The organism is Nocardioides marmoribigeumensis (genome assembly GCF_031458325.1).
GTDB lineage: Bacteria > Actinomycetota > Actinomycetes > Propionibacteriales > Nocardioidaceae > Marmoricola_A > Marmoricola_A marmoribigeumensis.
The window spans coordinates 3,888,106-3,905,866 of record NZ_JAVDYG010000001.1 but is presented as its reverse complement, the minus strand read 5'-3'; the positions used below and the strand labels follow the sequence as shown (position 1 = coordinate 3,905,866).

Here is a 17,761-nt window from a genome sequence, read left to right as displayed (position 1 = left end):
CTCATCTCCTCCACGCCGAGCGCCACTCGGCGGCGACCGGGAACGGGTTGGGCCGGCAGCCGTCCAGCCCCTTGGACTGCGTCTGCATGACGGGCGCGAGCGCCCCCCGCGCGGGGCAGGTGGCGTGGTGGTGACCGAGCCAGTGGCCGGTCTCGTGGTCCACGACCATGTGGCGGTAGGCGCGCAGCGAGCCACCGGTGCGGTGCCACATCTGCGAGGCGTGCTGCCACCGGGTCTGGTTGATCACCACGAACCGCCCCACCCGGCACGACCACTGCGCGCTGCACTGGGAGGAGAACCGCGGCAGCCAGCTCGCCTCGGCCAGCACGAGCGTCAGGTCGCCGCCACGGGCCACCCTGCGGAACGCCACTCCCCCGCCGCGCCAGCCGCGCGGGTCGTCGTACGTCGCCTGCGCGAGCCGCTTGAACGCCGCGACGTCGGCGCTGATCCGGCCGCGGGTCTCGACGTGGTAGGTCACCGAGTGCCGCACGGGCGTGCGATGGCCGACGCGTGGCGTCGCGGAGGTCACCACCAGCGGGGCGTAGCCGGTGCGGCGTGCGGTCACCCGCAGACCGACGCGGTGCCCCACGTCGGCCACGGCGATGCGGTGCCGGCGTTCGGTCTGCCCGGCGATCGCGCGACGGTCGCGCACCCACGTGAGGCTGCGCGAGTCGGGCGTCGGGGTCGCGGTGAACGAGTCGAGGGCGAGCGCGTGGCCGAACCGCGGGGTCCCCTGGAGCCGGACGGTCGCGTCGCGGAAGAGCCCGCGCCGGACGGTCCTCGCCTCCGAGGTCCGCGTGCCCGGGGAGAAGCCCGTCGTCGAGGCGGTGACGGTCACGCTGAGGCCGTGGCCGATGTCCCCCAGCCGTGGGGTGTACGACGGCCCCGTCGCGCCCGCGACGGGCTCACCGTCCACGAGCCACTGGTAGGTCGTCGACTCGGGCTCCGGCGACCACGAGCCGGGGTCGGCGGTGGCCGGCGAGTCGAAGCGTGGTGTGCCGAGCACCGCCGGCGGCGAGGTGCTGGTCACCTCCCCCGTCCGCGCCCAGCCGGCACCGGCCGGGAGGACGAGGCCCGCGCAGGTCAGCGCGAGCAGCGCGACGATGCGTCCACCCCTCATGGGGTGACCCTATGGGACGCCCCATGGCGCGGCGACGGCCGCCGTGGTGCAGGGGCGCAGCGGCGTTCAGATCGAGTAGGACGAGCCCTCGGCGGCCAGCGAGATCGGCCCGAGGAAGACCCCCTCGGCCTCGCGCAGGGCGTCGCGCTTGTCGTGCCACGGAGGCACGTGCGTGAGCACCAGCGTGCGGCAGTGGGCGTCGCGGGCCACCGACGCGGCCTCGGAGCCCGTCATGTGGATCCCAGGCGGGTTGTCCTCGTCGTCGCGGAAGGCCGCCTCGGCGAGCAGCACGTCAGCGCCCTCGGCGAGCTCGACCAGCGCGTCGCACAGGGCCGTGTCACCGCTGTAGACCAGGACCTTGCCCTCGTGCTCGATCCGGAACGCGAAGGCCTCGATCGGGTGCAGCACCCGCCGTGCGGTGACCTGGAAGGGGCCGATCTCGAAGCTGCCCTTGCGCAGCCGCTTGAAGGCGAACTCGTCGTTCATCCCGGGGTCGAGCGGCAGGCCGTAGGCCCGGGCCACGCGCGACCTCATGCCGCGCGGGCCCCAGACCGGGATGCGGGGAGCCGGCCCCGTCGGGTGGTACTTGCGCATCACGTAGTAGCCGCTGATGTCGAAGAAGTGGTCGGCGTGCAGGTGGCTGACCAGGACCGCGTCGATCAGCAATGGGTCCACGTGACGGTGCAGCGCCCCCAGCGCGCCCGACCCGAGGTCCACCAGCAGGCGGAACGTGCCGCCCTCGCCGTCGGGCGCCTCGACGAGGTAGGACGAGGCCGAGGACTCCGGACCGGCGTAGGACCCGCTGCAGCCGATCACGGTGAGCTTCATGCACCCACCGAACCGAGAGAGCCCACCGTGCCCACCCACGCGAACTGCTGCGCCGACTCCATCTCCGGGCCCAGGAACCGGCGTCCGATGCGCCAGAACTCCTCCGGGTCGCCCGTGGTGAGGAAGCGGTGCGTGGCCGGACCGAGGGACGGGTCACGCTCGATGCCGCGGCGGACCAGCTGGCGGTAGACGTCCTTGGCGGTCTCCTCGGCCGAGGAGACCAGCGTGACCTGGTCCCCCATCACGTAGGAGATCGGGCCGGTCAGCAGCGGGTAGTGCGTGCAGCCGAGGATCAGGGTGTCGATGCCCTGCGAGGTCAGCGGGTCGAGGTAGTCGTGGGCCACCCCCATCAGCTCCGGCCCGCTGGTCACCCCCGACTCCACGAACTCCACGAACCGCGGGCACGCCTGCGTGTGGAGGGTGACGTGGGGCGCCGCGGCGAACGCGTCGTCGTAGGCCATCGACTCGGCGGTCGCGCGGGTGCAGATGACGCCGATGCGGCCGGTGCGGCTCGCCGCGACCGCCCGCCGGGTCGCGGGGTAGATCACCTCGACGACCGGCACCTCGTAACGCTCCCGGGCGTCGCGCAGCACCGCGGCCGAGGCGGAGTTGCAGGCGATGACCAGCAGCTTGACGCCCTGGTCGACGAGGTGGTCGAGGCACTCCAGGGCGTACTCGCGGACCTCGCCGATCGGCTTGGGCCCGTAGGGCTGCCGGGCGGTGTCACCCAGGTAGAGCGTCGACTCGTGCGGCAGCTGGTCGATCACGGCCCGGGCCACGGTGAGTCCACCGAAGCCGGAGTCGAAGATCCCGATCGGAGCGTCCGCCATGTCGGGCAGGTTAGTGCCCGATCAGCTCCGCGGGTTGTAGGAGGGGACGACTTCCTGGCCGGTGAGTCCGGCGATGCGGCGCATCACCTCGTCGGTGATCTCGCGCCGCGCCCTGCCGGGGGCCACGCCGTCGTACCTCCCGGCGACCTCGAGCGGCTCGCCGAAGCGCACCGTCACCTTGGCCAGGCGCGGCCGGTTGGAGCCCACCGGCTGCAGCTTCTCGGTGCCGACCAGGCCGACGGGCACGATCGGCGCCCCCGACTGCAGGGCGAGCTGGGCGACCCCGGTGCGCCCGCGGTAGAGCCGGCCGTCACGCGAGCGGGTGCCCTCGGGGTAGACGCCGAACGCCTTGCCCGCGCGCAGCACCTCCAGGGCCGTGCCGAGCGACTCGATCGCCGCGCGGCTGTCGTCGCGGTCGACCGGGATCATGCCGAGCCCCTCGAACCACGCGCGCTGCAGCGCGCCGCGGACGCCGGTGCCGGTGAAGTAGTCCGACTTGGCCAGGAACACCACGTCGCGCGGGGCGACCGAGGGGATCACCACGCTGTCGGCGAAGGAGAGGTGGTTGCTGGCCAGGAGCACCCCACCGGTGAGCGGCACGTGGTCGACGCCCTCGATCGTGGGACGCCAGATCGCCCGCAGCGCCGGCGGCAGGACGGTGTGGAGGATCCGGTAGAGCACGACTGCAGGCTACGGCGTCGGTGTTGCGGGTCCGTGTCGGGAAGTGACCCGCGCGTAACCCCTCACGCGGGCGGCCGTTGGACCTGACACGTGCTCACCTCGAAGGGACCCACCATGTCTCGACCTGCCCTGCTCGGCGCCGTCACCGCGGCCGCCTGCGCCCTGGCCCTGGCCGCCCCCGGCACCCTGTCGACACCGCGCGCGGATGCCGCCGGGCTGCCGGCCGCCCCACCCGTGCGTGGCATCGCGACCTTCACGACCTCGCCCACCGCGGACCAGGTCGACGGGCTCCGGGCGCTCGGCCTCACCGTCCAACCGCTGCGGACCCTCCCGATGGTCCTGGTCGCCGGCCCGGCCGGAGCGGTCGCGAAGGCGTCCGGCATCGCACAGGCCGTCTATCCCGACGACCGGCTGGACTACCTCGACACCGCGTCGAGCAACGTGATGTCGTCCTCGACCACGGCCGCCCGCGCGCTCCGCGCCAAGGGCTTCACCGGCAAGGGCGTCACCGTCGGCGTCGTCGACTCCGGCTGCGACGCGACCCACCCCGACCTGGCCGACCACGTGGTCAAGAACGAGGTCCTGCTCAGCCCGGAGTACGCCAACCAGACCCCGACCAAGGACAACACCCTCGTCGTCCCGGTCGACCGGTCGCCGGCGTCCAACACCGACCTCGGCTCCGGGCACGGCACCCACGTCGCCGGCATCATCGCCGCGGACTCCTCCTCGGTCCCGGACGGCAGCCGTCTGGGCGTCGCGCCGGACGCCGAGCTCGCCTGCTTCGCGATCGGCGCGGTCATCACCACGACCGCCGTGGTCACCGCCTTCGATCGGATCCTCTCCGACAAGCACCACTTCGGCATCGACGTGATCAACAACTCGTGGGGCAACTCCTTCCGGCAGTACGACCCCAAGGACCCGGTCAACGTCGCCACCAGGGCCCTGACGCGCAAGGGCATCACGGTCGTCTTCGCCGCCGGCAACTCCGGTGCGGAGAACGCCGAGGCGAGCGTCAGCCCGTTCAACCAGGCCCCGTGGGTGATCTCCGTTGCCGCCTCCGACCTGCGGCGTCGGCGTGGGGACTTCTCCTCCAACGGGATGCGCTTCGACAACTCCTTCGCCCAGGCGATCGGCGCCGGCGGCCACACCGTCGCCACCGGCGACCGGATCGGGCTCGTCCACCCCGACGTGAGTGCCCCCGGCGTCGACATCTCCTCCACCTGCGACAGCACCGGCACCGTGATCGGCCCCTGCCCGCCCGGTGAGAACGCCACCGCCTCGGGCACCTCGATGGCCTCCCCGCACGTCGCCGGCGCGGCCGCCGTACTCCTCCAGGCGCAGCCGCGCCTCTCCCCGACGCAGGTGCGTCTGGCGCTGCAGGCGACCGCCTCGCCGGTGCGCGACGCCACGGGCCACGCGCTGCCGTTCTGGCAGGTCGGCTACGGCCACGTCAACCTCGACAAGGCCGTCGCCCTGGTCCGTGGCGACGGGTGGCGCGACCGGCTCGCAGCCGCCTCCAGGAGGGCGGACAGCCGCGTGCGCACCGCCGACGGGTGGCGCGTGCCGCGCAGCGACTCCTGGCAGTACGACGCCCCGCCGGTCACGCTCGGCGGCTCGGACACCGCGACCTACAAGGTCAAGGTCACCGACGCGGTGGACAAGCTCCACCTCGTCCTGGTCTACCCGACCCCGGGCACGGCGGCCAACCTCGCGCAGTACTCCGCCACCGTCACCAGCCCCTCGGGCAGGAAGCTCGGGACGACCACGACGAGCATGACGATGTCGCACGGCACCGCGACCCTCACGGTGCCCGCCGCCACGGCCGGGACCTATCGCGTCGACGTGAGCGGCGACTACGCCGTCTCCGACCCCGACACGATCGACTCCGACTCGGTCAACGGCCGGGTGGTCTTCCTCCAGGTCGCCCAGCTGGTCCGGGGCTGATCCCCTGGGAACCGACTGCGCCGGCTCAGGCCCAGAGCTGGCCCTCGAGCCGGTCCTCGGCCTGGTCGATGGTGCCCTCGTAGGCGCCGGTGGAGAGGTACTTCCAGCCGCCGTCGCACACGATGAAGACGATGTCGGCGCGCTCCCCCGCCTTGACCGCCTTGGCGGCCTGGCCGAGGGCGGCGTGCAGGATCGCGCCGGTGGAGATGCCGGCGAAGATGCCCTCGGACTCGAGCAGCTCACGCACCCGGCGTACGGCGTCGCGCGGGCCGACGCTGAACCGCGAGTCGATCAGCGAGGCGTCGTAGAGCTCGGGCACGAAGCCCTCGTCGAGGTTGCGCAGGCCGTAGACCAGCTCGCCGTAGCGCGGCTCGGCCGCCACGATGCGCACCTCGGGCTTGGCCTCGCGGAAGAACCTGCTGACCCCCATGAGCGTGCCGGTGGTGCCGAGCCCGGCGACGAAGTGGGTGATCGACGGGAGGTCGGCGAGGATCTCCGGGCCGGTGCCCTCCTGGTGGGCGAGGGCGTTGGCGGGGTTGCCGTACTGGTAGAGCATCACCCAGTCGGGGTGCTCCTCGGCGAGCCGCTTGGCCACGCGCACGGCCTCGTTGGACCCGCCCGCGGCCGGCGAGGAGACGATCTCGGCGCCCCACATGCCGAGCAGCTGCCTGCGCTCGATCGAGGTGTTCTCCGGCATCACGCAGACGATGCGGTAGCCCTTGAGCCGCGCGGCCATCGCCAGGGAGATGCCGGTGTTGCCGCTGGTCGGCTCCAGGATCGTGCAGCCGGGCCTCAGCAGGCCCTCCTTCTCGGCCGCCTCCACCATCTTGAGGGCGGCCCGGTCCTTGATGGAGCCGGTGGGGTTGCGGTCCTCCAGCTTGGCCCAGATGCGCACGTCGGGGGACGGCGAGAGCCGCGGCAGGCCCACGAGGGGCGTGCCGCCGACCGAGTCGAGCAGGTTGTCGAACCGCATGGGGAGGGTCAGCCGCCGGCGACCGCAGGGAGGATGACGACCTGGTCGCCGTCGCTCAGCGTGGTCCCGAGGCTGCCGGTGAAGCGGACGTCCTCGTCGTTGACGTAGACGTTGACGAAGCGGCGCAGCTCACCGTTGTCGACCAGGCGCTCCTTGATGCCGGCGTGGTTGGCCTCCAGGTCGTCGATCACCGCACCCAGGGTGTCGCCCTGCGCGGTGACCGACTTCTCGCCGTCGGTGTAGGTGCGCAGGATGGTCGGGACTCGGACCTCGATGGCCATGACGGTGCTCTCCTCGGTGCTGATGGGGTGGCGGGGACGTGCGGGCTTCCAGTGTGCCCGGGCGGCGGCGTCAGGGGGTCGCCGTCTCGGGGAGACGGTCGACGACCTCGACCTCCTCCTCGAAGACCTCGCCGTCGACGATCCTGTAGGACCTGAACTCCACCGGTCCGTCGCTATTCCCGTGCTCGCGTGTGGAGACGAGCACGTAGTGGGCTCCGGGCTCGTTGGCCAAGCCGATGTCGGTGCGGCTGGGGTAGGCCTCGGTGGCGGTGTGGGAGTGGTAGATCACCACCGGTTCCTCGTCGGCTGCCCACATCTGCTTGTAGAGCGCGAGCAGCTCGGTGGAGTCGAACTCGTAGAACGTCGGCGAGCCTGCCGCGTTGACCATCTCCACGAACCGCTCCGGACGGTCCGAGCCCTCGGGCCCGGCCACGATCCCGCAGGCCTCGTCGGGGTGGTCTCGCTTGGCGTGGGCGACGATCGCGTCGTACGTCGCCTGGTCGATCCGCAGCACCTCTCCAGGCTAGTGGGCGGCCGGAGACGGGCCCAGCGAGCCCTAGGAGACCGCGTGGACGAGGGTCTCCTGGAGGAAACCCAGCCACTCGTAGATCGCCACGAGGTGGGCGCGCGGGTCGTCCTGCGGGAGGTCCTCCACCAGCCGGTGGGCCTGCTCGTCCTCCTCGATCCCCAGCCTCACGGCGAGCGCGAGCCGCAGGTCGGTGAGCCCCTTGAGCCAGGCCAGCGCCTGCGCGGCGTCCAGCTCGAGGTCCACGACCGAGCCGGGGTCGGCCCCGTCGCCGCCGACGTCGTCCCCGAGACCGGCCTCCTCGAGGGTGTCGATCATGGTCCCGGCGGTCGCGGCCTTGCCGTCGCGCAGGTCGCCCTCGGTGTAGCGGCGGAACTCCGCGGCCGCGTCGTCGTCGTCGCGGTAGGCGGTGGGCAGGAGCCGGGCGAGGACGGGGTCGTCGGGCGGGTCGACCGGGCCGGTGAAGTTGAGCATCGCCTCGAGCGGGTCGGCCTCCTTGTCGACGACCGCGCGCTCGTTGCGCAGCAGCTCGACCACCTGCCCGGCGAGGCTGCGCAGCAGGTCGGCCTCGAAGACGGTGAAGGTGGCCATCGCGCCACCTCCCCGCAGACGACCGAAGCCGCGGTGCAGCCGGTCACCCATCCGTGCGCTCCATCGTGGCCCACAGGCCGTACTCGTGCATCGCTCGCACGTCGCGCTCCATCTCCTCCCGGCCCCCGGTCGAGACCACCGATCGGCCGTCGCGGTGCACCTCGAGCATCTTCTTCTCCGCCTTCTTGCGCGTGAAGCCGAAGTACTGCTGGAACACGAAGGTGACGTAGGACATCAGGTTGACCGGGTCGTTCCAGACCACGGTCTGCCAGGGCCGGTCGATCGCCGTCAGCTCCTCGACATCCGGCTCCTCGATCTCGATCGGTGCAGGGGTCGACACGGCTCCCACCCTAGGCCCCTGCTTAGTCTGAGCGCGTGCCCGACTCCACCGCACTGATGACCGACCACTACGAGCTCACGATGCTCCGGGCGGCCCTGCACTCCGGGACCGCGCAGCGACGCTCGGTCTTCGAGCTCTTCGGCCGCCGGCTGCCGGAGGGCAGGCGCTACGGCGTGGTCGCCGGCGTCGGTCGCGCCCTCGACCTGCTCGAGCGCTTCGTCTTCGACGGGCCGACCCTGGACTTCCTCCAGGAGCGCGGCGTGGTCGACGACGCCACGCTGGACTACCTGTCCGGCTACCGCTTCAGCGGCGACATCTGGGGCTACGCCGAGGGCGAGATCTACTTCCCCTACTCCCCGCTCGTGGTGGTGGAGTCGACCTTCGCCGAGGCGGTGCTGCTCGAGACCCTCCTGCTGTCGGTGCTCAACCACGACTGCGCGGTCGCCTCGGCGGCCTCCCGCATGACCTGGGTCGCGGGCGGGCGGCCCTGCGTGGAGATGGGCACCCGGCGCACGCACGAGGAGGCGGCGCTCGCCGCCGCGCGGGCGGCGTACGTCTGCGGCTTCTCGGCGACCTCCAACCTCGAGGCGGGCCGTCGCTTCGGCCTGCCCACGATGGGCACCAGCGCCCACTCGTTCACCCTGCTGCACGACACCGAGCGCGACGCGTTCACCGCCCAGGTCGAGTCCCTCGGCGTCGACACGACCCTGCTGGTGGACACCTACGACATCGCCGAGGCGGTCGCGGCGGGGGTCGAGATCACCGGCGGGCAGCTGGGCGCGGTGCGCCTGGACTCCGGCGACCTCGGCACGCTCGCGCACGAGGTACGCCGCCAGCTCGACCGGCTGGGCGCGCGGGAGACCCGGATCGTGGTCACCAGCGACCTCGACGAGTACGCCATCGCCGCCCTGGCCGCAGCACCGGTCGACGGCTACGGGGTGGGCACCTCGCTGGTGACCGGCAGCGGGCACCCGACCAGCAGCCTGGTCTACAAGCTGGTCGCGCGCGAGGGCGACGACGGCGAGCTGGTCTCCGTCGCCAAGAAGAGCCAGGACAAGGTCTCGGTCGGTGGCCGCAAGTTCGCCCTGCGGCGGCTCGACGACAGCGGTGTGGCCGAGGCCGAGGTCATCGGGATCGGGCACCCCACCGCGGGCGACCGCAACGACCGTCAGCTGCTCCAGCCACTCGTGCGGGCGGGCACCATCACCGGCCGCGAGTCGCTCGACCTCGCGCGCGAGCGCCACGTGCGCGCGCGCGAGGAGCTGCCGCTGCTCGCGCGCTCCCTCACCAAGGGCGACCCGGTCATCCCGACCGTCCACGACTAGCAGACGGATCCCCGAACGAGGCTCACAGCACGACGGCGCCCGCGCTCCTCATCTCCGCCAGGGCGGACTCCGAGGTCGCCGGCGCGACGCCGGCGCACAGGGCGGTGAGCAGGCGGACGCCGAAGCCCGCCTCGACCGCGTCGAGCGCGGTCGCACGCACGCAGTAGTCGGTGGCGATGCCGCACACGTCCACGTCGGTGACCTCGTGGGACCGCAGCCAGTCCGCGAGACCGGTGCCGTCCGGCGCCGTGCCCTCGAAGCCGGAGTAGGCCGCGGCGTGCTCGCCCTTGCGGAACACCGCGTCGAAGGGCTGCGGGTCGAGGTTGGGGTGGAAGGCGACGCCGTCGGTGCCGACCACGCAGTGGCGTGGCCACGAGTGCACGAAGTCGGGGTCGTCGCTGAAGTGGTCGCCGGGGTCGACGTGGTGGTCCAGGGTGGCCACGGCGACGGCGTAGTCGGGCGCCTTGGGGTCCTGGTTGGTCCAGTGGTGCAGCAGCGTGGAGATCTTGTGCGCCACCTCGGCGCCGCCCGTCACGGGCAGGCTCCCGCCCTCGCAGAAGTCGTTCTGGACGTCGACGACGATCAACGCGCGCTTCATGCGGGGAGCCTAGCGACCCACGACCCCCCAACAACCGTTTGACAGTGGTCGCGGTCCGGACCACACTCCCTCAGAAGTCCTGGGAGGTCACCGTGCCCGAGTCCGCCGCGCACCTGCGCGCCCTCGCCCACCCGCTGCGCCTGCGCATGCTCTCCCTGCTCACCGGCACCGACCTCACCGCGGCCGAGGTGGCCCGCGAGCTCGGCGTCACGCACGCCAACGCCTCCTACCACCTGCGGTTCCTGCTCGACGCCGGCGAGCTCGAGGTGGTCGGCGAGGAGCGCATCCGCGGCGGGCTGGCCAAGCGCTACCGCCACCCCTGGCGCCTCGAGGACCGCGCCCCGCAGCCCGAGGGCGGCCCCGAGGAGCGCGGGGAGGCCGGCGAGCTGTTCGTCCAGGCCGCGGCCGACGAGCTGCGCCGGCGCTACGCCCAGCGGGCCACCGGCACGGGCGGCCTCGTCGCCGACGCCGAGGTCTGGGTCACCCCCGAGGTGTACGCCGAGGCGCGCGACCTGCTGCGGCGCGCGGCGGAGCTGCTGCACGACGAGGCCGGGCCGCCGCGCGCCGAGGGGACCCAGCCCGTGTCCCTGTCGGTGTTCTCCTTCGTGATGCAGGACCGGCGGCCGTGAGGCTCCCGGACTCGTTCGGCCTGCTCCGCCAGCGCGACTTCGGGTGGTTCTTCGCCTCCCGCACCGTCAACCTCCTCGGGCTGTCGATGGCCAACGTGGCCCTCGCGTTCGCCGTGCTCGACCTCGACGGCGGCTCGGCCTCCGAGCTGGGGGTGGTGCTCGCGGCGCACACCGTGCCGATGGTGCTCTTCCTGCTGGTCGGCGGGGTGGTCGCCGACCGGTGGCCGCGCACGCTGGTCATGCAGGGCGGCAACCTCGTCTCGGCGGCCTCCCAGGGCGTCCTGGCCGCGCTCGTGGTGGCCGGCCGTGCCGACGTCACCTCGATGGTGGTGCTCAGCGCCGTCCACGGCCTGGCCTCCGCGGTCTCGTTCCCGGCGATGGCCGGGCTGCTCCCCCAGCTCGTCGAGCGGCGCGAGCTCCAGCGCGCCAACGTGCTGCTGTCGGTCTCCCGCGGCGCACTGACCGTCGTGGGTCCGAGCATCGCCGCCCTCCTCGTCGTGGCCGCCGGACCCGGCTGGGCCCTGGCCGTCGACGCGCTGTGCTGGGCGCTGTCCGCGGGCGCGCTGCTCGGCGTACGCGTGCCACGCGCGGAGCGTCCGGCCGACCCGCCCTCGGCGCTCGCGGACCTCCGGGAGGGATGGGACCTGTTCCGCTCGACGACCTGGCTGTGGGTGGTGGTCGCGGGCTTCTCGGTCCTCAACGCCCTGCAGTCGGGCGCGTGGCTGACGCTGGGGCCCGCGCAGGCCAAGCGCACGTTCGGCGAGCAGGGGTGGGGCCTGGTCCTGTCCGCGGAGTCCGTCGGCCTGCTCCTGATGACCGCGATCATGCTCCGCGTGCGGCTCGACCGGCCGCTGCGGTGGGGCGTGGCCGGCATCGCCCTCGCCGGCGTCCCGCTGGTCCTGCTCGGCTCCGCCCCGGTGCTGTGGCTGGTGGTCGCCGCGGCCGTGCTCGCCGGCATGGGGTTCGAGATCTTCAACCTGGGCTGGAACCTCGCGATGCAGGAGCACGTCGAGGAGCACCAGCTCTCGCGGGCCTACTCCTACGACGCGCTGGGGTCCTACGTCGCGATGCCGGTCGGCCAGCTGGCGCTCGGACCGCTGGGCGAGGCCCTCGGCTACGGCCCGGTCCTGGTCGGCGCGGGCATGCTCTGGGTCGCCGCGTGCGGGCTGGTGCTCACCTCACGGCCGGTGCGCGACCTCGCCCGCGCCCCGGTGGCGGAGGACGCCCTCAGCGACCGGTGAAGGCCGGGCGGCGCTTCTGCACGAAGGCGCGCATGCCCTCGCCGGCGTCCTCGGTGCCGAAGAGCATCACCTGACCGCGCCCCTCCCGGTCCAGGGCGTCCTCCAGGCCGCCGAGCGTGGCGGCGTTGATCGCCCGCTTGGTGGCGGCGAGGGCGACCGGCGGCCCCGAGGCCAGGCGCCTGGCCAGCTTGTCGACCAGCGCGTCGAACTCGTCGTCGGCCACCACGTGGCTCACCAGCCCGGCGTCGTACGCCTCCCGGGCGGGGAGCGGCTCGGCCAGCAGGGCCATGCGCATCGCCTTGGCGCGGCCGACCGAGGCCGCGACGCTGAGCGAGGAGCCGCCGTCGGGCATGAGCCCGATCTGGGAGAAGGCGAGGATGAAGGCGGCCGACTCCTTGCAGACCGCGAGGTCGGCGACGAAGCAGACCGACGCGCCCACGCCCGCCGCGACGCCGTTGACCGCGGCGATGACCGGCTTGTCCAGCTGGACAACCGCCCGGATGATCGCGGCCGCGCCCTCCATCGCGCGCTCGTCGAAGTTCTCGACCGGGTTGTCGCCGGTGAGGTCGGCGCCCGCGCTGAACGCGAAGCCGCTGCCGGCGATCACGACCACGCGCACCTCGTCGTCGGAGACGGCGGCGTGCAGCGCCTGCACGAGGCCCGTGGCCATCTCCTCGCTGAGGGCGTTGAACGCCTCCTCGCGACGGAAGGTGATCCGCAGGACGCCGTCGCCCTTGGTGGTCTCGAGCTGGGTGGTCGTCGTCATGGCGGCGACCCTAGCGGGACCGCGATCAGGCCAGGCCCAGCTCGGCCATCACCTCGGGGATGACCTCGCCCATGCGGTCGACGACCGCGGCGAGCCCCGACATCGGCCGGATCAGGACGGTCAGCTCGGTCACGAGGCCCCTCGGCGGTCGCGAGCATGTCGACCCCCTGCACCTCGCGGGCGCCGACGCGGGCGACGAACTCCAGCACGTGCCCGCTGCCGTCCTCGGTGGCGAACGCGCGCTCGTAGCCGAAGTCCTCGAGCACGCGCAGCACCGACCGCAGGACCACCATGGTGGCCACCCTGCCGGCGTACGGCTGGTGCACGGCGGGGCTGCGGAAGACGACGTCCTCGGCGAGCACGGCCTCCATCGCCTCGGGGTCGCGGGCGATCACCGCGTCCCGGAACGCTGCGGCCACGGTGCCTGGCTCAGTCATCGGACCCCCACTTCTCGTGCACGGTGCGGACGACCTTGAGGCTCCGCGTGGTGGCGACGCCGAGGTGCTTCTCCACCACGGCATTGTCGAGCCGACCGGCGTGCATGTCGTGGTCGGCCCACCAGTGGACCGCACGGCGCCCGACGCGGGCGCCCTCGTCCTCGGCCGACCACGAGTCGAGCTCGTGGACCACCCCTTCTGGAGGTGCCTTCTTCAGCAGCGTCACGTAGGCCCGTCTCACCTCGGGAGTCGCCTCGGCCTCCTCGACCACGCGCGCCAGCTCCTCGAGGGTGAGCACGACGGCGGGCACCTCGAAGCCGAACCGTTCGGCCAGCGCCTCCTCCACCGCCGCCTCGACGCTGTCGGTGGTGCGGCGGCGCGACCGCAGCCGCACGTTGCCGGTCGCGAGGTGGGTGGCGACGTCCTCGAACCCCGCCTCCTCCAGGCACGGGACGAGCTCCTTCATCGGCACCTTGCGGGTCGCCCCGAGGTTGATCGCGCGGAGGAAAGCGACGTACGTCGGCACAGGCTCCCCCTTTTCCCACTCGGCCAGGCTCGTGTCAAGAAAACCCGAACCTTGTTCAGTAAAATTCTTCGCCCTCCCCCGTGACCCGTGGGGGTCCCCCTCGTTGAACGCAGCACGGGGAGAAGAGCACGACACCGCCTCGGCGGTGACTCGAGGGAGAGCCAACCATGACGCAGGGCCGACGTGTAGCCCGTCGCACCCCGACGGCGTCCATGAGCGCGCTCGTGGGCCCGCTGGTCAAGGGGGCCGACGAGGTGTCCACGGTCGTCGCCGGCCTGAGCAGCGCGCTCGCGCGCTCGCTGGTCAAGGTGACCGTCCTCTGCCTGGTCCTCGCCGGGGCCGTCGCCGTGACCGGCTGGAGGCCCTTCGGCAACGATCGTGCCGGCCTGGTCGCCGCGCCCCAGGTCAACCTCGAGCACCTGCCCGCCTCCACGACCCACGCCCGCATCAAGGCCGCCCCGCGCCTGGTGACCGGCCGACAGGCCAGGGCCGGCCAGGTCGTGCACCCCATCCGAACGGTCGCGGTGTTCGCCCGCCCGGGCAAGCGTCCCTTCGCCAAGGTCAGGCCGCGGACGCTCTCGCAGACCTGGCTCCCGGTCGTCGCCCGCCGCCCCGGCTGGGTGCGGGTCCTGCTGCCCTCGCGGCCCAACGCCTCCGCCGGCTGGATCTGGGCCCGCGACCTCGACACCCGCCGGAGCCCCTACGCCGCCCGTGTCCACCTGGGCAGCCGCACCCTCGACCTGCTGTACGACGGCCGCAAGGTCGGCAGCTGGAGCGTCGCGGTCGGCGCCCCCGCCACCCCGACCCCGACCGGCCTGACCTTCGTGCACGCGCTGATCGCCGACCCCGGCCAGTCCTACTCGCCCTTCCTCCTCCCGCTGGGCACCCACAGCGACACCCTCGACACCTACGGCGGCGGCCCGGGCACCGTCGCCTTCCACACCTGGCCCGACCCCTCGGTGTTCGGGCAGGCGGTCAGCCATGGCTGCATCCGCGTGCCGTCCGACGCCCTGAGCCGCCTCACCAACCTCCCGCTCGGCACCCAGGTGTCGATCGACAACCGCTGATCCCCCGATAGAGACAACGGAGAAACATGATGAAGAAGACCGCCCTCCTCGCCGCCGGCACCGTCGCGGCCCTGACCGCCGCGTCGATCACGCTGGCCTCCCCCGGCCAGGCCGACTCCTCGACGTCCTCGGCGTTCGGCATCAGCGCCGAGGGCCCGGTCCCGATCGAGCCGATGCCTGCGATCAGCTCCTCCGACGGCACGCTGAAGCAGTCCAGCGCGGGCAGCCTGCCCGACAACCCGCTGGCCTCGGCGACGATCTCCGCGCTCTACGCCGGCAACCGCAAGGCCGGCATCACCCTGGTCGACGCGTCGGTCGGTGGTGGCCTGCTCGAGCAGCTGCCGCCCCCGCCGCAGGAGCTGGTCGACGCCTGCCAGCAGGCCACCGACCAGGTGCCCGACCTGCCGACCCTGCCCGAGGTCCCCGGCCTGCCGATCCCCACGCCGACCACGCCGGCCCAGCTGAGCGACGTGTGCAAGGTGCTGCTGACCCCGCCGGACTCCCTGCTGGGCGCCAAGGTGATCGAGGTCAGCTGCCAGGGCACCAAGGGTGACGTCCGTGTGGCCGGCCTCAAGCTCCTCGGCCAGGCCGTCGACGTGCCGAGCACCGCGCCCAACACCTCGATCCCGGCCGACCCGCTGCTCAACGTGACGATCAACAAGCAGACCAAGAACGCCGACGGCTCGTTCAGCGTCCAGGGCCTCGTGGTCAGCCTCGGCGACGGCACCGAGGTGCTCACGCTGGGGTCGGCCACCTGCGGCACCGCGGCCGCCGGTCGCGCGCCCGCCCAGGCGCCCGCCCCGAAGCCGGTCACCCGCAGCCTCCCGGTCACCGGCTGACGCGACCTCCCTCGTCCGGTCGAGCCGGCGCCTCGGCGCCGCTCGGCCGGACGTCGTCGTTCCCGGGTCAGTCCCCCAGCCGGCGCCCGGCCCAGGACCAGGCGTACGCCGGGTCCTCGCACCCGAGTCCGCCCTCGCCGAGGTCGAGCGGGCGGAAGGTGTCCACCATGACCGCCAGCTCGTCGAAGTACTCCTTGCCCAAGGAGGCCTCGATGGCCTCCGGCAGCGGACCGTGCGCGTGGCCACCCGGGTGCACCGAGATCGAGCCCCGGTCGATGCCGCTGCCCTTGCGGGCCTCGTAGTCGCCCTCGACGTAGAACATGATCTCGTCGCTGTCGACGTTGGAGTGGTAGTAGGGCACCGGCACCGCGGCCGGGTGGTAGTCGACCTTGCGCGGGCAGAAGTTGCAGATCACGAAGTTCCAGCCCTCGAAGACCTGGTGCACCGGCGGGGGCTGGTGCACCTTGCCGGTGATCGGCATGAAGTCCTCGACGTTGAACGTGTAGGGGTAGAGGCAGCCGTCCCAGCCCACCACGTCGAACGGGTGCGTGGCATGGACCATGCGGGTGCCGACGACGCCACCCGGTCCCTGGCCGCGGTGCTTGACCAGCACCTCGACGTCCTCGCCCTCGACCAGCAGCGGCTCGTCGGGGCCGTCCAGGTCGCGCTCGCAGTACGGCGCGTGCTCGAGCAGCTGCCCGAACCGGGACAGGTAGCGCTTGGGCGGGTGGATGTGGCTGTTGGCCTCGACGGCGTACCACCGGGTCAGCTCGCCCGGCACCCAGCGGTGCGTGGTCGCGCGCGGCACGACGACGTAGTCGCCGGAGCGGTAGGGCAGCGCCCCGAACACCGTCTCCACGACGCCCGAGCCCTGCTCGATGAACACGCACTCGTCGCCCAGCGCGTTGCGGTAGTACGGCGAGGTCGCCGCACCGACCGCGTAGGCGATCCGCACGTCGCCGTTGCCCAGCAGCAGACGCCGTCCGGTGACCGCGTCGACGTCGGCGGACATCGACTCGTCGAAGAGCCGGTGCGGCCGGAGGTGCCGCGGCTTGAGCGGGTGGTTGGGCGTCGTCGAGTGGTCGGGCAGGTCCCAGATCTCGCTGGCGACGATCGACGACGGGACGCCGCGGTGGTAGAGCAGCGAGGAGTCGGAGGAGAAGCCCTCCTCCCCCATCAGCTCCTCGCGGAGCAGGGCGCCCTCGTCGTCACGGAGCACGGTGTGCCGCTTCTGCGGGACGGTCCCGACCTGCCTGTAGAACGCCATGCCATCCACCTTCGTCTAACCTCGAAAGGGTGTCCAGCGACCTCACCGTGCCCCAGGAGTGGACCTCGTTCACCGACGACGCCGCCGTCTTCCCGCCCGGCGACGCCGACCTCGCCGACGCCGTCACGGCCTGGCTCGACCGGCGCGAGTCGGCCGGCTGGGCGCCGCTGGTCGGGCCGCTCGTGGTCGGGGACCGCGCCCTGCCCGGGCTCGCCGACCTCGTCCCGCCCGACGCCGAGCCGCTCCCGGTCACGGTCGTGGTCTCCGGTGGGGCCGGCGGGCTCGCGCCGCTCCCCCGCTGGTTCGCCTCGGGCCGGGTCCGCCTCGCCGGGATCGAGGTGGCGCTGCGCGACCTCGACGACCTCCCCGGCAACGCCCGGCGGGTGGTCGCCGCGGCCCAGCAGGCGTCGTACGACCTGCCCGACGAGGTGCCGGTGCACGTCGAGCTCCCGCAGCTCGGCGTGGCGGCGACGCCCGAGGAGCCGTCGCCCGGCTGGCTCGCGGCGGCCGACGAGATCGCCATGGGCGACCTGCGCGGCAAGCTGCGCACCGGCGGGGTGGAGGCCGACCTGTTCCCCACCGAGGCCGGCCTGGCCGCCGCGATCGAGGCGCTGCTGGACCGGGAGCTGGCGTTCAAGTGCACGGCGGGCCTGCACCGCGCCGTACGCCACCGCGCCGGGCCCACCGGCTTCGAGCACCACGGCTTCCTCAACGTCCTGCTGGCCACGCGCGCCTCGCTCGACGGGGAGTCCGCCGGCGCCGCGCTGGCCGAGCGCGACGCGGAGGTCGTGGCCGAGAGGGTGCGGGGTCTGGGCGCCGACGGCGTGGCGCGGACGCGTCGCTGGTTCACCTCGTTCGGGTGCTGCGGCGTCGAGGACCCGTGGCACGACCTGGTCTCGCTCGGCCTGGCCTGACCCGCGACCCGACACCGGTTCGTAACGCTTTGGTGAAC

At 72.9% G+C, this 17,761-nt stretch carries 21 protein-coding genes; 7 read left to right on the top strand and 14 right to left on the bottom strand.

Features of this window, described 5'->3' with window-relative positions; all coding sequences use genetic code 11:
• Position 1: 1 nt before the first annotated feature.
• From J2S63_RS18560 to J2S63_RS18545, 4 genes are all read right to left on the bottom strand, one after another.
• A complete protein-coding gene (locus J2S63_RS18560; protein ID WP_310305416.1) occupies positions 2–1,120 on the bottom strand; it encodes a DUF3152 domain-containing protein in 1,119 nt (372 codons plus the stop codon).
• A gap of 66 nt (positions 1,121–1,186) precedes the next feature.
• Positions 1,187–1,948 carry an MBL fold metallo-hydrolase gene (locus J2S63_RS18555; RefSeq protein ID WP_310305414.1) on the bottom strand — a complete coding sequence of 254 codons (762 nt, stop codon included), beginning with the start codon at positions 1,946–1,948 and terminating at the stop codon, positions 1,187–1,189.
• The gene (murI, locus tag J2S63_RS18550) at positions 1,945–2,778 is read right to left on the bottom strand and encodes a glutamate racemase (protein WP_310305411.1); all 834 of its coding nucleotides are present in this window, start codon (positions 2,776–2,778) and stop codon (positions 1,945–1,947) included. The genes J2S63_RS18555 and murI overlap by 4 nt, the downstream gene beginning before the upstream one ends.
• Before the next feature lie 21 nt (positions 2,779–2,799).
• Positions 2,800–3,459 (bottom strand): lysophospholipid acyltransferase family protein, encoded by a 660-nt coding sequence (locus J2S63_RS18545; protein ID WP_310305409.1) that lies wholly within the window; start codon positions 3,457–3,459, stop codon positions 2,800–2,802.
• 114 nt (positions 3,460–3,573) lie between these two features.
• Between J2S63_RS18545 and J2S63_RS18540 the strand changes: the two genes are divergently transcribed.
• Positions 3,574–5,403 (top strand): S8 family serine peptidase, encoded by a 1,830-nt coding sequence (locus J2S63_RS18540; protein WP_310305406.1) that lies wholly within the window; start codon positions 3,574–3,576, stop codon positions 5,401–5,403.
• Between the two features lie 25 nt (positions 5,404–5,428).
• Here the strand turns inward: J2S63_RS18540 and J2S63_RS18535 are convergent, their stop codons facing one another.
• The 5 genes from J2S63_RS18535 to clpS all read right to left on the bottom strand — a co-directional run bounded on the left by J2S63_RS18535 (position 5,429) and on the right by clpS (position 8,114).
• The gene (locus J2S63_RS18535) at positions 5,429–6,376 is read right to left on the bottom strand and encodes a PLP-dependent cysteine synthase family protein (protein ID WP_310305405.1); all 948 of its coding nucleotides are present in this window, start codon (positions 6,374–6,376) and stop codon (positions 5,429–5,431) included.
• 8 nt (positions 6,377–6,384) lie between these two features.
• Entirely contained in the window at positions 6,385–6,657 is a 273-nt protein-coding gene (locus tag J2S63_RS18530; RefSeq protein WP_310305401.1) for a MoaD/ThiS family protein, read from the bottom strand.
• A 70-nt stretch (positions 6,658–6,727) separates the two neighbouring features.
• On the bottom strand, positions 6,728–7,171 hold the full coding sequence (locus J2S63_RS18525; RefSeq protein WP_310305398.1) for a M67 family metallopeptidase: 444 nt from the start codon (positions 7,169–7,171) through the stop codon (positions 6,728–6,730).
• A 42-nt stretch (positions 7,172–7,213) separates the two neighbouring features.
• The gene (locus J2S63_RS18520) at positions 7,214–7,825 is read right to left on the bottom strand and encodes a DUF2017 domain-containing protein (RefSeq protein ID WP_310305395.1); all 612 of its coding nucleotides are present in this window, start codon (positions 7,823–7,825) and stop codon (positions 7,214–7,216) included.
• Complete coding sequence (gene clpS, locus J2S63_RS18515) at positions 7,818–8,114, bottom strand: ATP-dependent Clp protease adapter ClpS (RefSeq protein WP_310305393.1); 297 nt, start codon at positions 8,112–8,114, stop codon at positions 7,818–7,820. Before clpS ends, J2S63_RS18520 begins: the two co-directional genes overlap by 8 nt.
• A gap of 35 nt (positions 8,115–8,149) precedes the next feature.
• Here clpS and J2S63_RS18510 point away from each other — a divergent pair, with 35 nt between their 5' ends.
• The gene (locus tag J2S63_RS18510; protein ID WP_310305390.1) at positions 8,150–9,439 is read left to right on the top strand and encodes a nicotinate phosphoribosyltransferase; all 1,290 of its coding nucleotides are present in this window, start codon (positions 8,150–8,152) and stop codon (positions 9,437–9,439) included.
• Positions 9,440–9,461: 22 nt separating this feature from the next.
• Here J2S63_RS18510 and J2S63_RS18505 read toward each other — a convergent pair whose 3' ends face one another.
• Positions 9,462–10,037, bottom strand: coding sequence for a nicotinamidase (locus J2S63_RS18505; protein WP_310305388.1), 576 nt, complete (start codon positions 10,035–10,037; stop codon positions 9,462–9,464).
• Positions 10,038–10,129: 92 nt separating this feature from the next.
• Between J2S63_RS18505 and J2S63_RS18500 the strand changes: the two genes are divergently transcribed.
• Positions 10,130–10,666, top strand: coding sequence for an ArsR/SmtB family transcription factor (locus J2S63_RS18500; protein WP_310305385.1), 537 nt, complete (start codon positions 10,130–10,132; stop codon positions 10,664–10,666).
• On the top strand, positions 10,663–11,907 hold the full coding sequence (locus J2S63_RS18495) for an MFS transporter (RefSeq protein WP_310305382.1): 1,245 nt from the start codon (positions 10,663–10,665) through the stop codon (positions 11,905–11,907). Before J2S63_RS18500 ends, J2S63_RS18495 begins: the two co-directional genes overlap by 4 nt.
• Here J2S63_RS18495 and J2S63_RS18490 read toward each other — a convergent pair.
• The 3 genes from J2S63_RS18490 to J2S63_RS18480 are packed head-to-tail and all read right to left on the bottom strand — an operon-like array spanning position 11,894 to position 13,636.
• On the bottom strand, positions 11,894–12,673 hold the full coding sequence (locus tag J2S63_RS18490) for an enoyl-CoA hydratase (RefSeq protein WP_310305379.1): 780 nt from the start codon (positions 12,671–12,673) through the stop codon (positions 11,894–11,896). The genes J2S63_RS18495 and J2S63_RS18490 overlap by 14 nt on opposite strands.
• On the bottom strand, positions 12,670–13,110 hold the full coding sequence (locus J2S63_RS18485; protein WP_310305376.1) for a nuclear transport factor 2 family protein: 441 nt from the start codon (positions 13,108–13,110) through the stop codon (positions 12,670–12,672). The genes J2S63_RS18490 and J2S63_RS18485 overlap by 4 nt, the downstream gene beginning before the upstream one ends.
• On the bottom strand, positions 13,103–13,636 hold the full coding sequence (locus J2S63_RS18480) for a DUF1697 domain-containing protein (RefSeq protein WP_310305373.1): 534 nt from the start codon (positions 13,634–13,636) through the stop codon (positions 13,103–13,105). The genes J2S63_RS18485 and J2S63_RS18480 overlap by 8 nt, the downstream gene beginning before the upstream one ends.
• Positions 13,637–13,848: 212 nt before the next feature.
• Here J2S63_RS18480 and ldtCP point away from each other — a divergent pair, with 212 nt between their 5' ends.
• Positions 13,849–14,703, top strand: a complete 855-nt coding sequence (gene ldtCP, locus J2S63_RS18475; protein ID WP_310305371.1) for a protein-sorting L,D-transpeptidase LdtCP — start codon at positions 13,849–13,851, stop codon at positions 14,701–14,703.
• A 29-nt stretch (positions 14,704–14,732) separates the two neighbouring features.
• Positions 14,733–15,542 carry a choice-of-anchor P domain-containing protein gene (locus tag J2S63_RS18470; protein WP_310305368.1) on the top strand — a complete coding sequence of 270 codons (810 nt, stop codon included), beginning with the start codon at positions 14,733–14,735 and terminating at the stop codon, positions 15,540–15,542.
• 67 nt (positions 15,543–15,609) lie between these two features.
• On the opposite strand, the gene J2S63_RS18465 is transcribed toward J2S63_RS18470, so the two are convergent.
• On the bottom strand, positions 15,610–16,809 hold the full coding sequence (locus tag J2S63_RS18465; RefSeq protein ID WP_310305367.1) for a homogentisate 1,2-dioxygenase: 1,200 nt from the start codon (positions 16,807–16,809) through the stop codon (positions 15,610–15,612).
• Between the two features lie 29 nt (positions 16,810–16,838).
• On the opposite strand from J2S63_RS18465, the gene J2S63_RS18460 reads away from it, so the two are divergent.
• Positions 16,839–17,723, top strand: coding sequence for a hypothetical protein (locus J2S63_RS18460; protein ID WP_310305365.1), 885 nt, complete (start codon positions 16,839–16,841; stop codon positions 17,721–17,723).
• Positions 17,724–17,761 lie beyond the last annotated feature (38 nt).